Origin of the sequence: Morganella sp. TYF_1 (assembly GCF_043105645.1) — a bacterium.
GTDB classification, from domain to species: domain Bacteria; phylum Pseudomonadota; class Gammaproteobacteria; order Enterobacterales; family Enterobacteriaceae; genus Morganella; species Morganella morganii_B.
In genome coordinates this window covers 161,973-176,553 of record NZ_JBICLU010000027.1, presented here as the reverse complement: position 1 = coordinate 176,553, position 14,581 = coordinate 161,973, and the positions used below count along the sequence as shown (strand labels likewise).

Below are 14,581 nucleotides of genomic sequence, written 5' to 3'. Positions count from 1 at the left end.
TTTAAATATTCATTAATCCGGTAGCTCGCCTGGCTCTGAGAATATCGATAGCGGTCAGAAATGGTGTCTGCTCTTGCCAGGTGAATCCTTTACGGTCGATGCGTACCAGTTCATAACGTTCCACCAGAAAATTAACAGCATCGGCGAGCGTGATTCCTGCGTCGATATGCTCCTCAATGGCCGCGTCGTCGTGGAATGGCGTGTCGTTAAGAGTCAGACCGTAATGGTGCTCCAGCAGATACGTTAACAGTTGCTGCCAGACCTGTACGGGCGACAGGCGTGACGGGATTCATGCTTTTCTTCGCTGAATACACTCGGCACATAATGCGCCAGTTCATCGCGGGTTAGCGGGCGGTCGCGTCGAACGAGATTGACCGCACCGAAGCGGCTGGCTAAACGTGTCATTATTAGTTCCTTATTGAGATATGAAAAAAAGACTATGTCTCAGTGTGAGGCATGGCCTTTTCTGAAAGTGAACGGTGAAAAAAGATTGTGTTAAATTCGGGTGAGGTCACACGGATAGTACAGAGATAAAAACGACTGTAATTTAAATATTACCAGCCAGCATTCTGCTTCCTGATAGCCCGGTTGAATAACGTCACTGATGAAACGAAAGTGTGGAAGAGCCGAAATAAACTCCTCACTGGCGGTGAGTGCATCAAGTTCAGGCTTTCTGCGAAAAGAGGTATCAAGAACAGTCACAGCGTTAACGTCTTCCATCCGAAATACCTGTAGCTTTCTCGCTCGAGTAGCCACAAGAAACCAGTTTCTGGACTGGAAGATCAGGCGGCGAGGAGCCACTCCTTCGTAGCTCTTACCATTGACTAATAGCGTGACGGCCCGGTAATCACGGATAGCTTCGGCCAGTTCCAGAAAGCAAGTGGTCTGGGTGATTGGCGATGGCAGCCCTCCATGCCCGATAAGGCATGGAGAGCCACCAGAACTGCTGGTAATCAGCCGGATTAGTCTGCGGTTTTGAGCCGGAATTATCCCCGAAATCCCAGAGTTGAGGATAAACGCAAAGGTATTGGGCAAATGCTCTCGACCAGTTCGCCGGATAAGTCGATAGCTGCCACTGGAATGTTCAAGATCCAGATGGATTAGACGCTGCTGAAAATCCCGCTGTAGAGTGCGCTCTGAGACACCAAACTCATTTGCCAGCGCTTTCAGCTCCAGGGATTGGCCAGCCAGTAATCGGCTTATAATGACCGATAACCTGACGGACAGGCGGTCATAATGATCATGTTGTGTTTTCATGGTGAGAACAGTCCTGAACTCCCAAAATAACCAGATATTGATATGGGAGATTATGACGTACTGGTTCGACACGTTATGTCGTACCAAAGGGAGGTGGATTGAAAAAATGGCGGGGGTAACCAAAGATATATAATACCATGAAATATAAGCTAATTAGTTACCTCCAAGGCGGGGGGGGCTTCCAAAAAACGACACAACCTGTCGCATTCCGCATTGTCAGAAATAGGATATCTGCTGCTCACGAATATGATTTAGTTCTGAAAATAGTTATAAACCAATATGAGTCCGCGCATTGATTGCTTGCCGTAGGTGAGCTATGCCCCGGAGCCCTTCAGTTTCAGTCTCTGCCTTGGGCATCCGCAGCACTAGCAATACTCCAAACTCATATACAACCCTCGCGTTCAATAGAGAAGGTCATCTGGTGCGTGCAACACAGGCCAAGCCTGACATGGTCCGCGTAACACCTGCCATCTGTGCCACTGCCTGGTAGCCTTTTATTCCGACACTCTCAGCCAGAAAGCCTGCTTTAAACGTATCGAATCCAAAATCACACTAGTGCATATGACCCCTTGTGATTATCTGGAGGAAAGCGCCAAAACTCAGGCCCGACTTCATTCCTAGAAGAAGCTCCTGTATGAGCTTCTTGCTCCATTGCGGATGCGTGACTGGCATTGCTTCATCCGTAATACGGTTTTTCGTGATGAGGAAAAGTATCCTGTGTGCGAGACGGTGATCTACTGTAAGAAGTGGGAAGAGATGGGCCAATTTAGTGTTTAATTTACGAAATTATTAAAGGTCTTGAAGATATACAAATTCCAGCGCATGATATCATCAGTTTGATTACATTCCCGGTGTGGTATGAGTTTCAGAAATAAACTTTCTTCACTTTTGGCCTGCGCACATGGTTAGCACATCCTCTCGGCATGTCGAGGATTTAAGTCTTGCCCAGCGCGAGCGACTTGCCTATATCGATTTCCGGCTTTACTTCTTCGGTGTGATTGGCCGTCCCGACCTAATCGAACGTTTCGGTGTAGCACCCGCAGGGGCCACGCGCGATCTTGCGCTGTATAGGGATATCGCGCCACAAAACATCACTTTCGATGGTAGCCATAAGATTTACCGTATCGGGCTGGCCTATTCCCCATTGTTCGAGCACGCTTCACAACGCGTTCTGTCCGCACTAGCTCTGGGCTTTGGAGATGGAATAAACGGTGAATCGCAGCCGATGTTACCTTGCGAATGGCGTTGAGAACGCCAAGCTAGCTCCGGGCTATCAAATCCCAGCAACAAATATATTACACCAAGGATAAGAAACGATGGCACAGAAAGACACCGCCAAGAACGGCAACGGCGGCAACCTCGGCTTCGAGGCCGATCTTTTCAAGGCAGCCGACAAGCTGCGTGGCAACATGGAGCCGTCCGACTACAAACACGTCGCGCTTGGACTCATCTTCCTGAAGTACATCTCTGACGCCTTTGAGGCCAAACACAACGCGCTGCTGGCGGAAGATACACAGGCTGCAGAGGATAAAGACGAGTATCTCGCTGACAACGTGTTCTGGGTGCCGAAGGAGGCGCGCTGGTCGCATCTGCAGGCCAACGCTAAGTTACCCACCGTCGGTACCTTGATTGACGATGCAATGCGCGCTATTGAGAAAGAGAACGAATCGCTTAAGGGCGTGCTACCTAAGGATTACGGTCGGCCAGCACTCAACAAAGTAATGCTGGGTGAACTGATTGACCTGATCTCCGGCATCGCACTTAACGAGGAAGGTGACCGCTCCAAGGACATCCTCGGACGTGTGTACGAGTATTTCCTCAGCCAGTTTGCCGGAGCCGAAGGCAAGCGTGGGGGCGAGTTTTACACCCCGCGTTCTGTAGTTCGCGTTCTGGTCGAGATGCTCGAACCCTACTCAGGTCGTGTTTATGATCCATGCTGCGGTTCGGGTGGCATGTTCGTGCAATCAGAAAAGTTTGTGCAGGAACACGGTGGTCGGATTGGCGACATTGCGATTTACGGGCAAGAGTCGAACTATACCACTTGGCGGCTAGCCAAGATGAACCTAGCAGTGCGCGGCATCGACTCCGACATACGCTGGAACAACGAAGGCAGCTTCCATAAGGATGAACTGCGCGATCTCAAGGCTGATTACATCCTCGCCAACCCGCCGTTCAATATTTCAGACTGGGGCGGCGACCGCCTGCGTGAAGACGTGCGCTGGAAATTCGGTGCACCGCCTGTAGGCAATGCCAACTACGCGTGGCTACAGCACATCTACCACCACCTTGCGCCCAATGGCAAAGCCGGCGTGGTGCTGGCAAACGGTTCCATGAGCTCCAACCAATCCGGTGAGGGAGAAATCCGTAAGACGATGCTTGAAGCGGATGTGGTGGATTGTATGGTGGCGTTGCCTGGGCAGCTCTTTTACTCCACGCAGATTCCCGCCAGCCTGTGGTTCCTGACTCGCAATAAGAATCCCGACAAAAGTCAGAGTGACCGGAGCAGAAAAGTGCTGTTCATAGATGCCCGCAAACTGGGCGTGCTGGTGGATCGCACTCGGCGAGAATTCACCGATGAGGAAATTCAGCTTATTGCTGACACCTACCATTCTTGGCTTGGGGAAGAGGGCGCGGGTGAGTACGCTGACGTAACGGGCTTCTGCAAATCAGTATCGATAGAGGAAATTCGCAAGCACGGCTATGTTCTGACACCAGGCCGTTACGTTGGCGCAGCGGAACACGAATATGATGGTGAGCCCTTCGAAGAGAAGATGGCGCGGCTCTTTGCACAGTGGCACGAACAGCAGGCAATATCGGCAACGCTGGATGCGGCAATTGAGGCCAACCTTAAGGAGCTTGGATATGGGGAGTAAGTGGAAGAAAAAAACACTTGATGCTTTAGGTCGCATTGTCACTGGCAGGACGCCGCCTTCAACCATTGTTGGTGCTTTTGGAGGGGATATCCCTTTCGTTACGCCATCGGATATGGATGGCACCCGTATTATTTCGACTACGGCAAGAACTTTGTCTGCTACTGGTCAATCAGCAATCAAAAATGCTTTCATTCCAAAGAACGCAGTAATGGTTTCGTGCATCGGTTCTAACATGGGAAAGGCAGCGATAGCTGGTGCCAATTGCATCACTAACCAGCAAATCAACAGCATCGTCATCGATACTGATGACTCCCCATTATTCATTTATTACAACCTCAGTCTGAGAAAGTCAGAAATTCGAGGAATAGCTAGTGGATCGGCACAGCCAATATTAAACAAATCAGCATTCGGACGACTTGAAATTGAATTGCCGCCGCCAGAAGAGCAACGCGCCATCGTCCACATTCTAAGCACGTTGGACGATAAGATTGAACTCAACCGAAGACAAAACGAAACACTGGAAGCTATGGCTCACGCCTTGTTCAAGGCATGGTTCGTGGACTTCGAACCAGTACGCGCCAAACAAGAAAGGCGCTGGCAACACGGATTATCCCTGCCCGGTCTGCCCGCGCACCTCTATGACCTATTCCCCGACCGGCTCGTTGATTCGGCATTGGGGGAGATACCGGAGGGATGGGAAAGCGTACCAGCGAGCCGACTCGTGGAGTTCAATCCCTCTTTGCCATTGCGGAAAGGTACGAAGGCGCCCTACATCGAAATGGCTGCATTGCCGACGTCGGGAAGCTGGCCCGAGCCGCCGGTATTGCGGCCGTTCGGCAGTGGCATGCGTTTTCGCAATGGCGACACTCTACTTGCCCGAATTACACCTTGTCTGGAAAATGGCAAAACGGCTTTCGTTCAGTGTTTACCGGATAACACTGTGGGTTGGGGCTCCACTGAATACATCGTGATGCGTCCCAAGGCTCCAGTGCCACCGGAATTCGGGTATTTATTAGCACGCGATGCGGCTTTTCGGGAGCAAGCCATCCGAAGCATGACCGGAACCTCCGGTCGGCAACGAGTTCAGGCTGACACAGTGGCTGAGTTCAAGCTTGCAGTACCTAAGCATGAAGCTGTGTGGGGTGCTTTCTCGCATGTTGTCACTCCCGTATTTATGAGCATCAAAAAGAACGCGGAGGCAATCGCAACGCTCGCCCAACTGCGTGATACTTTGTTGCCCAAACTCATCTCCGGCGAGTTACACATTCCGGATGCCGAATGCAAAGTCGGAGTTTGACTGGATGAATCTTCAACTTGATCCAAACAATTATGAAGCCTGTCCGTCGTACAACGAATGGTTAGATGAGCAGTACTCAGAACAAGCAGACGGAATACTCGACATTCTTGGTTATCAACCGAGACCAAGTTTTGTTCTTTTCACTATGAGTCCAGACACTTATGAAGCTGCATTTTCGGACTTTACACAACAGCGTGAAGAAGGAATTAAAGAATCCGTATGCAATCAATTCCCATCTCCGATTGCTTACTATTTCTACCGATTTGAAAATGGATACGAGAGTGACCTGCAACGTCTACACCTTCTTCGAGATACTTGGGAGTCGATAATCGATATCCTTCATGCGCTAGCCGTAGCGGAATGCCGCCATAGGAATATTCAAGTCGCAGATCCGTTGAAATTTAAGGATTTGTTCACTGATAGCATCGCAAAAAGGCTTGAGAACATCGAGAGGATCACTAACCAGCTGAGTGCTGAAGGAATTTATCCCTCAGTCGCAAAAATTTCACCGGCAGCAACACTTGCTGCGATGAAGGAGCTAAACCAATCTAGAAATGCTTTCTCTCATAGTGCGGCTCAGTCTGAGGCGCAGGCGCGAAATTGGATTAGCGATGCATATGTAGATGTAGTGGAAGTACTTGCAGACCTTGAAGGCCTTGAAGACATTCATATTGTTCGGTATTTAAGTCAGGTTGATGGAACAACTCTAAGATGTGAAATATTTAGAGGGCATAGCTCCACAAGAACAATCCAGAACATCAAGATTAGCCATCAGCAAATGCTAGATTCCGCCGAGAAATATTTTCGTCCAGGGCAGATACTTGTAATTGCAGACGGACTTATTTTCGGTCTTCGTCCGATGATTTGCTTTCGCGAGGATGGCGTTGGACATACGACTCGCCTTTGTATTTTCAGAAAGACGCGTGGTGAAGCACCTAATCGGCGGCTTGAATACGAAATTATTGGTGAAGCCGTACGCCATGAAGAAGATCGAAATAACTTTGCGATAGAAATAAACGAACTGCGTGGTCTATTTGGATTAGAAGAGGAATAGAAATGTACAAGCCCAAAATAGCAGGAGAGCAATAATGGCATTTCTATCTGAAGCCGCCGTAGAGCAAGCACTACTGGAGCAGATGCACGTTCTTGGTTACAGCATCGAACGCGAGGACGACATCGGTCCTGACGGACGCCGACCGGAACGCGAAAGTCACAATGAGGTCGTGCTCAAGAGTCGGTTCGAGGATGCCGTTGCACGCCTGAACCCTAACTTGCCATTGGAGGCACACCAAGATGCTGTGCGCCGCATGATGCAGTCCGAACTACCATCTCTTCTCGAGGAAAACCGCCGTATCCACAAGTTGATAACGGAAGGTGTGGATGTTGAGTACTACGCCGACGACGGCACACTGACTGCATGCAAGATCGCACTCATCGACTTCGAGCACCCAGAGAAGAACGATTGGTTGACAGTGAGTCAGTTCATGGTGATCAATGGAGAGAACAAGCGGCGGCCCGATGTGGTGGTGTTCGTGAACGGATTACCAATAGGGGTAATCGAACTAAAAGCACCAGGTAATGCCGGAGCACATCTGTTAGGGGCATTCAACCAACTCCAGACCTACAAGCAGGAAATTCCTTCTCTATTCAACACCAACGCACTACTAGTTACATCGGACGGCATTGCAGCCCGAGTGGGATCGCTGTCGGCAGATCTTGAGCGTTTCATGCCATGGCGCACCACCGACGGCGTGGATGTTGCACCGAAAGGAGCTCCAGAACTTTCAACATTAATCGAGGGAGTGTTCGAACAGCGACGATTACTGGCCTTAATACGCGATTTTACCGTCTTTGCCGAAACCGGATCAGGGCTCGCCAAACTCATTGCAGGATACCACCAGTTCCACGCAGTACGACACGCGGTCAACAGCACTGTGAATGCATCCTCGCCAGAGGGGAATCATCGTGCTGGCGTCATCTGGCACACCCAAGGCTCCGGTAAAAGCCTACTGATGGCATTCTACGCAGGGCAACTAGTCAAGCATCCAGCCATGGCCAACCCAACGCTAGTGGTGCTAACCGACCGCAACGATCTCGACGACCAGCTCTTCTCTACTTTCTCGATGTGCCGTGATCTGATCCGACAGACGCCAGTTCAAGCCGAGAGCCGCGAAGATCTGCAGAAAGTTTTGAGCCGAGCATCAGGTGGAGTTATCTTCACGACTTTGCAAAAATTTGGCGAGATTGAGGAGCCACTTACCACTCGGCGTAACGTGGTGGTCATCGCAGATGAAGCACACCGAAGCCAATATGGCTTCAAGGCCAAGGTAGATGTGAAGACTGGCGAAATCTCCTATGGATTTGCCAAATACATGCGCGATGCTCTGCCTAATGCATCCTTCATTGGTTTTACCGGTACACCTATAGAAGCAGGTGATGTAAACACCCCGGCGGTATTCGGCAACTATATCGATATTTACGACATCAGCCGGGCAGTCGAGGATGGCGCGACCGTACCGATCTACTATGAATCCCGCTTGGCGCGTATCGAACTCGACGAAGATGAGAAACCAAAGATCGACGTAGCGGTCAATGAATTGACTGAGGAGGACTCGGAGGCCGACCAGGAGCGTTTAAAGAAGAAATGGTCAACGGTTGAAGCCCTAGTTGGCAGTGATAAGCGCCTTAATTTAGTTGCCAAGGACATGGTTACCCACTTTGAGGATCGCGTGGCTGCACTCAATGGCAAGGCGATGGTGGTGTGTATGAGCCGCCGCATCTGCGTCAAGCTATACGACGAGATCGTCAAGCTGCGCCCAGATTGGCACAGCACTGATGACAACGCAGGCGCGGTCAAGATTGTAATGACGGGTGCGGCGAGCGATCCGCAGGCATGGCAACAGCACATAGGCAACAAGGCCCGACGTGATCTCCTGGCCAAACGAGCCCGTGATCCCAAAGATCAACTCAAGCTAGTGATCGTGCGGGATATGTGGCTGACCGGCTTTGATGCGCCGTGCATGCACACCATGTACGTGGATAAGCAAATGCAAGGCCACGGGTTGATGCAGGCGATTGCGCGCGTGAATCGGGTGTTCCGCGACAAGCCTGCAGGACTAATCGTCGATTACATCGGCATCGCACAAAGCTTGAAGTCGGCCCTACAGCAATATTCCCAGAATGATCAGGAAAACACCGGCGTTGACGAAGCGCAGGCCATCTCGGTGATGATTGAGAAGTACGAGGTCGTACGGGACATGTACCACGGTTACGACTACGCCTCCGCGATGACAGGCACTCCACATGAACGCCTTGTGATGATGGCAGGTGCCATAGAGTGGATTCTCGACCTGCAACAAAAGTTGGCGGCGAAAGAGAACACCAAGGAGGGTAAGAAGAATGCGCATCGCCGATACCAGGATGCAGTGCTAGCCCTGTCCAAGGCATTCTCTTTGGCATCAGCATCCGACGAGGCCCGAGAAATCCGGGAGGAAGTCGGTTTCTTCCAGGCAATACGTGCCGCTCTAGTCAAAAGTAGTAATGGTTCAGGTGCGACGCAGCAAGAGCGTGAATTGGCGATCCAACAGATTGTTAGCCGAGCTGTGGTCTCGACCGAGATCGTGGACATACTTGCTGCTGCGGGTATTAAGAGTCCGGATATTTCCATCCTCTCCGACGAGTTTCTCGCTGAAGTACAGCAGATGGAGAAGAAGAATCTTGCGTTGGAAGCCCTGCGTAAACTGCTCAACGATGGAATTCGCTCACGTAGCAAGGCCAACGTGGTACAGACCAAAACTTTCTCGGAGCGACTGGAAGATTCGGTGGCACGATACCACGCCAATGCTATCACTACTGCCGAAGTGCTGCAGGAATTAATCAAGCTGGCCAAGGACATCCGTGCGTCGCGCCAACGGGGTGAAGAACAAGGTTTGTCTGAGGATGAGATTGCCTTCTACGACGCATTGGCTGAAAACGAAGACGCAATTCAAGTTATGGGTGACGATAAACTGAAACTCATTGCTCATGAGTTGCTAATGAGCTTGCGTGAAAACGTGTCCGTTGACTGGGCTCATCGCGAGTCTGCACGCGCTCGAATGCGAGTGCTGGTGAAGCGTATTCTCCGTAAATATGGTTATCCCCCAGACCTTCAGGAAACAGCCGTGCAAACAGTACTTCAACAGGCTGAGGCTTTGTCATCAGGATGGTCGGTTTCACGTGGATGATCTGCCTAATATGGTAGTTCTAGTGATTGACGAATAAAGAAATAATAGGAAAGTCAATGTGGCATGACAATGAGACAACCGTTGATTACGTTAATTTTCGCCTAGTAGCAAAAGCATGTGCGGGGCTCATTCAAGATACCGGTGGGGAGCCAATCTCGATTGGGATCTCGGGAGGCTGGGGCGCAGGAAAATCTTCACTTGTACGGATGATCGCATCTGAGTTATCGCTGGAACAGACTATCGGGGTGGGAATTGCCTCTGAGGAACGACCAAAACATGTAGTGATAACTTTCAATCCATGGCTTTACCAAGGCTTTGAAGATGCACGTACTGCGCTGCTACAGACGGTTGGAGATGCAGTACTTGAGGCTGTAGTCGCTCAGAATAGTGGACTCTTAGGTAAGGCAAAGTCCCTAGTCAAGCGCATTAATTTTCTACGGTTGGCTCAACTTGGTGGAGAAGTTGCAGCCACTTTGATCACAGGGGTTCCTGTCGGTCTTATTGGAAAAGTTGTCGAGGCTGGAAAAGGTGCATTGAAGAATGAATCACTTAATGAAGGCATCGCAGTCGCCAAAGATGCATCAGAAGCTACCAAAGGACTCTTGAACGAAGCTAAACCCGTTTCGCTGCCAAAAGAAATACAATCCTTTCGGGAAGCCTTGGAAGAGCTACTCGTCGAGCTGAATATCACGTTGGTAGTCTTTGTCGATGACCTTGATCGATGCCTACCTAAGACTGCTATTTCAACGCTCGAGGCTATCCGGTTGCTACTGTTTCTGCGTCGAAGTGCATTCGTCATCGCCGCAGACGATGTGTTTATTCGTGGAGCCGTCCGTGTCCACTTTGCTGGTACTGGTTTGGATGACGATATCGCAACCAATTATTTCGACAAGTTAATTCAAGTTCCGTTGCGGGTACCAAGACTCGGCGCTAACGAGACTAAAGCATATACCGCGTTGCTATTTTTGGAACGCGCTCACCGCAGCGGACAGCTGAAAACCGAGAATTTTGAGAAAGCTAAACTCAGTGTTGAAGCTCGACTACAAGAAACTTGGACGGGAAAAACCGTAGATCTTGCATTCCTCGAAACGCTAGTGGAAAAGGAGGATGCTGAGTTGCTCGACCTAATGGGGCTGGCTGAGAGGTTGGCTCCATTACTTTTTAGTGCCAGTACAGTCCAAGCCAACCCACGACTGATTAAGCGATTTCTTAATACCGTGTTTTTGCGTAAGACATTAGCTAAACCACAAGGCATTGATGTGGATGTACAAATTCTGGCTAAATGGCATTTGCTCGAGCGGTGTGACGAAGCTACGGCGAATGCATTGGCAGAAAAGGTTTCGGCCGAAAACGAAGGAAGAGTCAGCATTCTTCATGACGCAGAGATGGCTGCTAAAGACCCGGATAATACGCTCCCCACCCTGTTTGGAGATAAAGAGTTTGTTCGTGAGTGGCTGCAGCTTAAACCTCTGCTTGGTGATATGGATATGCGACCTATATTGCACCTCAGTAGAGATAGCACCGTTAGGGATTTTGGTGCCGATGATCTTAACGTAGCAGGAAAAGCATTACGTGATGCGTTGGTGGCAGCCCGAAATTCGAACGAAGCATTAAAACAGCAAATAATGGATGCTGGTGAACTGCAGTCTGGTCTTGCCATGGCTCGCGCCTGGGAAATTCGGCGACCAAACCGTTTATGGCAAAAGGCCGAAGAGGTCTTGATGCTTATCGAGGTGTCTCATATTCACCCAAGTACCGGGGCTCGAGCCGCTGCACTCATTAGTCAGGCACCTATTTCTCAGCTCGCCCCAGGCTTGGTTTCAGCTTTGACAGAGTGTAGCTGGGCGAAAGATGTTTTATCTAAGTGGGAACGGGACGAACAGATTCCGAAACCTGTTAAACGTGCAATTGAAAATGCAAGGAAGAAATAAATGGGTACCTCGACCTCAAGCGCAGGAGCCGGTTCTGGCGCATCATTTGATCCACCATGGCTAGATGATGCTGAAACTGGCATTGACTCTAGCCATGCAGACAAACCTATATCACCAAACCCAGCTCCCGAAGATGGCTCTGATGGTGAAAATGACAGCGACCCGGAGAATGACAACACTACACCGCAGCATGTAGAAAGTCCGGCGGTAGCGCCAGCGGGTCGTTATCAGGACGCACGAAGGGCTCTCACGGGTTTCGTGCAATCTGGTAGTGGATCTGATTTACGGCGAGGTATTTCGAGTTTCATTAAAAAAGGTATGGGCGGCTCAGTAAAAGCGGCGAGCCGTATGCGCACTAGCGCTATAGCTTCTGCTTCATTAGGGGGCTTTCTGGCAACAGCCCGAGATGGAACTGACCCTGATATCGATGCGTGGGTTGCTTCGGTAAAACAGAGAAATCTATCTGCTCATGATACTGCGCTAGAAGTTGTACAAAAGCTGCTGCCCACGGGTGGAAGTATTGACGAAGAGTCAGCCAAGCATGCAATGAATCAGGCCATCTCTCATCTTTATGAAGTAGATCCCACTGCTGATATCTTCAATCTTGCGGATGACCAGATTGCCAATGTAATGGCATTCACAGTGGCGTACGATGTTTACAACCGGGTTCAACTTGAACTCGGAAGGGTTTTTGAAAAGCTAAAATATGTACCCAGCGTCATACAACAGCGATTAGCACAAGTGCTTGACTACATTATGGTTGTTGTTAACAAGTCGATGGGAAAGGTACGCTCTGGCAGTACTTCACATTCCATGCGAGAAATTGCGACTTCGGCGTTACAAGACGCCCTAACGGTGTTCTCTGAATCATGAAAATTCTTTGCTCAAGTATTAATTCGCTACCCCAAAATGTACCAGTAGGCACTCGTGCATTCACCTTCCTAGAGGCATCATCACGACCTGGCATTGGACGCATTGCCTCTGGTTGGCTGCGTAGGCTAGAAAGTGCTGGCTATGCCCCATCGATCCCAGTGTGGGATTTCATGCTTTTTTGTTTTGCTGTTTATGCCTCAGATGTTGCTGTACTTCGCAAAAATAGTGCTGATGGTTGGACTCGCCAAATTGAGCTCGATATTACACTTAATGATCCAGTTCCTTGGGAAGCAAATAAAGCTATAGCAGAGGAAATGCTTCGAGTTCTTTCTGGTGACTTTTGGACACTGCACTTCCTGCCTGGCGGCCCAACACCACCAAAAGGCAATCACAGAGAGTGCGACCGAGATTGTGTATCTCTACTTTCTGGAGGCCTTGATAGCCTGATAGGTGGTATAGATGCAACAGCAGCAGGGCGTAAGCCAATATTTGTGTCACAACTTGCTTTTGAAGATTCTGCTCGACAAGTTGCCTATGCTGAAGCGCTAGGTGGAGGAGACTGGCATCAACAGTGGAGTCATAAAGTCGTTTTTAGTGGTAAAAAAGAAACATCGACCAGAGCTCGCTCAATGGCATTTTATGGTCTTGCTGTGCTCGCTACTTCATTGTTGTCGGTCAACAGAGCCGAAATATTGGTACCAGAAAATGGATTCATAAGTATCAATCCTCCATTGCTTCCGGGAAGAATGGCTAGCCTCAGCACAAGAACAACACATCCACAGTTCATGACTTTCCTTCAAAAATTACTTGATGCCGTTGGCATCAATGCCCAATTGTGTATGCCCTATAGGTTCATGACTAAGGGAGAGATGTTGGCACAGTGTGCAGATCAAACACTGCTAGCAAGATTTGCATGTGATTCGACAAGTTGTGGTCGTTTCCGTACCTACAACCGAACACACTGCGGTCGATGCGTGCCATGTATGGTTCGTAAAGCTGCGATCCAGCACTGGGGTAGTTCTGATACGACAAGATATAAATTCACCAATCTATCGTTGGCAGGAAAAGCAAATGCTGACGATCCAATGGCAGTGGCTTGTGCTGTACTCGCCGCCGAAAAAAAAGGGATTGATGCCTTCCTAGGGGCCACACTAGCCTTTGCGTCAGCTGCGGACCGCCCTCATTATCGTCACGTTGCTGAACAGGGTTTAGCTGAGTTAGCTACATTGCTTCGAAGGGACGGTATAATTTGATGGATTTCCACTGCCACTTAGATCTTTATCCGGATGCCAAGAAAGTCTACATCGAAGCTTTAAAGCGAACCGAATTTGTATGGCTGGTTACAACTAGTCCAAGAGCATACGCAGCAACCTCGAAAGTTCTGGCCACCACTCAGAAATGTTTCATTTCCCCAGGTCTCCACCCTGAGATAGCAGATAAAAAACATAGCGAATTGGAAATGTTGCTATCACAAATGGAGGATTGCACTGGTATTGGCGAAATTGGACTGGATGGTTCATCACGGTACAGGCCGTACTTTGAACTTCAAAAGAATATATTTAAAGCCATTATTGAAAAGAGCGTAAAACTAGGTGGGCGAGTTCTCAGCATTCATTCTCGGGCTGCTGCCAAGGAAGTTTTAGATATTCTTTATGTGAATCCTGGGTTTGGCACAGCGGTTCTTCACTGGTTCACCGATTCTCCTTCCGTCCTTCGAAGAGCAGCTGATGCCGGTTGTTGGTTCAGTGTTGGACCAACAATGATGGAGTCTGCTAATGGACGGAAGCTGGCAGCACTAATGCCACGTGATCGAGTGGTCCCAGAGAGCGATGGACCATTCGCGAAAATGCATGGTGTGCATGTAATGCCATGGGAGGCAAATAATGTGGCAATTAAACTCGCCGAGATATGGCATATACCGCAAAATGAAGCTTCATTTTTGCTGAAATCAAATGGCTTACATCTAATGGGGCTGCTAAGGATCTAGTATTCTATTGCTTTTACTCACATCCCGAATTAACAAATTAACAGGATAAACCCCTATAGGTATGACGTGGCTTTGGCGTCAGGTAACGGGATAACGCAACCATATGTACAGGCTCAATATAATCGAAATTACACACTTTA

Annotated in this window: 11 protein-coding genes and 1 pseudogene; 9 read left to right on the top strand and 3 right to left on the bottom strand. The window is 49.4% G+C overall.

Annotation, left to right across the window (positions count from 1 at the left end; all coding sequences use genetic code 11):
- Position 1 precedes the first annotated feature (1 nt).
- From ACF8OF_RS19470 to ACF8OF_RS19460, 3 genes and pseudogenes are all read right to left on the bottom strand, one after another.
- On the bottom strand, positions 2 to 289 hold the full coding sequence (locus ACF8OF_RS19470; RefSeq protein ID WP_392497451.1) for a TA system toxin CbtA family protein: 288 nt from the start codon (positions 287 to 289) through the stop codon (positions 2 to 4).
- Positions 283 to 405 (bottom strand): annotated as a pseudogene (locus ACF8OF_RS19465) (DUF945 domain-containing protein); the annotation flags it as partial. The gene ACF8OF_RS19470 and the pseudogene ACF8OF_RS19465, both read right to left, overlap by 7 nt.
- 90 nt (positions 406 to 495) lie before the next feature.
- A complete protein-coding gene (locus tag ACF8OF_RS19460; protein ID WP_392497446.1) occupies positions 496 to 1,257 on the bottom strand; it encodes a WYL domain-containing protein in 762 nt (253 codons plus the stop codon).
- Between the two features lie 901 nt (positions 1,258 to 2,158).
- On the opposite strand from ACF8OF_RS19460, the gene ACF8OF_RS19455 reads away from it, so the two are divergent.
- The 9 genes from ACF8OF_RS19455 to qatD all read left to right on the top strand — a co-directional run bounded on the left by ACF8OF_RS19455 (position 2,159) and on the right by qatD (position 14,441).
- Complete coding sequence (locus tag ACF8OF_RS19455; RefSeq protein ID WP_392497444.1) at positions 2,159 to 2,506, top strand: hypothetical protein; 348 nt, start codon at positions 2,159 to 2,161, stop codon at positions 2,504 to 2,506.
- 67 nt (positions 2,507 to 2,573) lie between these two features.
- Positions 2,574 to 4,130, top strand: coding sequence for a type I restriction-modification system subunit M (locus ACF8OF_RS19450; protein ID WP_392497442.1), 1,557 nt, complete (start codon positions 2,574 to 2,576; stop codon positions 4,128 to 4,130).
- The gene (locus ACF8OF_RS19445; RefSeq protein ID WP_392497440.1) at positions 4,120 to 5,427 is read left to right on the top strand and encodes a restriction endonuclease subunit S; all 1,308 of its coding nucleotides are present in this window, start codon (positions 4,120 to 4,122) and stop codon (positions 5,425 to 5,427) included. The genes ACF8OF_RS19450 and ACF8OF_RS19445 overlap by 11 nt, the downstream gene beginning before the upstream one ends.
- A gap of 4 nt (positions 5,428 to 5,431) precedes the next feature.
- Positions 5,432 to 6,481 carry a hypothetical protein gene (locus ACF8OF_RS19440; RefSeq protein ID WP_392497438.1) on the top strand — a complete coding sequence of 350 codons (1,050 nt, stop codon included), beginning with the start codon at positions 5,432 to 5,434 and terminating at the stop codon, positions 6,479 to 6,481.
- A 34-nt stretch (positions 6,482 to 6,515) separates the two neighbouring features.
- Positions 6,516 to 9,650, top strand: coding sequence for a type I restriction endonuclease subunit R (locus ACF8OF_RS19435; RefSeq protein WP_392497436.1), 3,135 nt, complete (start codon positions 6,516 to 6,518; stop codon positions 9,648 to 9,650).
- A gap of 56 nt (positions 9,651 to 9,706) precedes the next feature.
- Positions 9,707 to 11,581 (top strand): P-loop NTPase fold protein, encoded by a 1,875-nt coding sequence (locus tag ACF8OF_RS19430; protein WP_392497434.1) that lies wholly within the window; start codon positions 9,707 to 9,709, stop codon positions 11,579 to 11,581.
- Positions 11,582 to 12,454, top strand: a complete 873-nt coding sequence (qatB, locus tag ACF8OF_RS19425) for a Qat anti-phage system associated protein QatB (protein WP_392497432.1) — start codon at positions 11,582 to 11,584, stop codon at positions 12,452 to 12,454.
- The gene (gene qatC / locus ACF8OF_RS19420) at positions 12,451 to 13,707 is read left to right on the top strand and encodes a Qat anti-phage system QueC-like protein QatC (RefSeq protein WP_392497430.1); all 1,257 of its coding nucleotides are present in this window, start codon (positions 12,451 to 12,453) and stop codon (positions 13,705 to 13,707) included. Before qatB ends, qatC begins: the two co-directional genes overlap by 4 nt.
- Complete coding sequence (gene qatD, locus ACF8OF_RS19415) at positions 13,707 to 14,441, top strand: Qat anti-phage system TatD family nuclease QatD (protein WP_392497428.1); 735 nt, start codon at positions 13,707 to 13,709, stop codon at positions 14,439 to 14,441. The genes qatC and qatD overlap by 1 nt, the downstream gene beginning before the upstream one ends.
- Positions 14,442 to 14,581 lie beyond the last annotated feature (140 nt).

Excerpts from the sequence above, each read along its gene's own strand:
- ACF8OF_RS19460 (WP_392497446.1), bottom strand. The coding sequence starts at position 1,257 with ATGAAAACACAACATGATCATTATGACCGCCTGTCCGTCAGGTTATCG.
- ACF8OF_RS19455 (WP_392497444.1), top strand. The coding sequence starts at position 2,159 with ATGGTTAGCACATCCTCTCGGCATGTCGAGGATTTAAGTCTTGCCCAG.
- ACF8OF_RS19450 (WP_392497442.1), top strand. The coding sequence starts at position 2,574 with ATGGCACAGAAAGACACCGCCAAGAACGGCAACGGCGGCAACCTCGGC.
- ACF8OF_RS19445 (WP_392497440.1), top strand. The coding sequence starts at position 4,120 with ATGGGGAGTAAGTGGAAGAAAAAAACACTTGATGCTTTAGGTCGCATT.
- ACF8OF_RS19440 (WP_392497438.1), top strand. The coding sequence starts at position 5,432 with ATGAATCTTCAACTTGATCCAAACAATTATGAAGCCTGTCCGTCGTAC.
- ACF8OF_RS19435 (WP_392497436.1), top strand. The coding sequence starts at position 6,516 with ATGGCATTTCTATCTGAAGCCGCCGTAGAGCAAGCACTACTGGAGCAG.
- ACF8OF_RS19430 (WP_392497434.1), top strand. The coding sequence starts at position 9,707 with ATGTGGCATGACAATGAGACAACCGTTGATTACGTTAATTTTCGCCTA.
- qatB (WP_392497432.1), top strand. The coding sequence starts at position 11,582 with ATGGGTACCTCGACCTCAAGCGCAGGAGCCGGTTCTGGCGCATCATTT.
- qatC (WP_392497430.1), top strand. The coding sequence starts at position 12,451 with ATGAAAATTCTTTGCTCAAGTATTAATTCGCTACCCCAAAATGTACCA.
- qatD (WP_392497428.1), top strand. The coding sequence starts at position 13,707 with ATGGATTTCCACTGCCACTTAGATCTTTATCCGGATGCCAAGAAAGTC.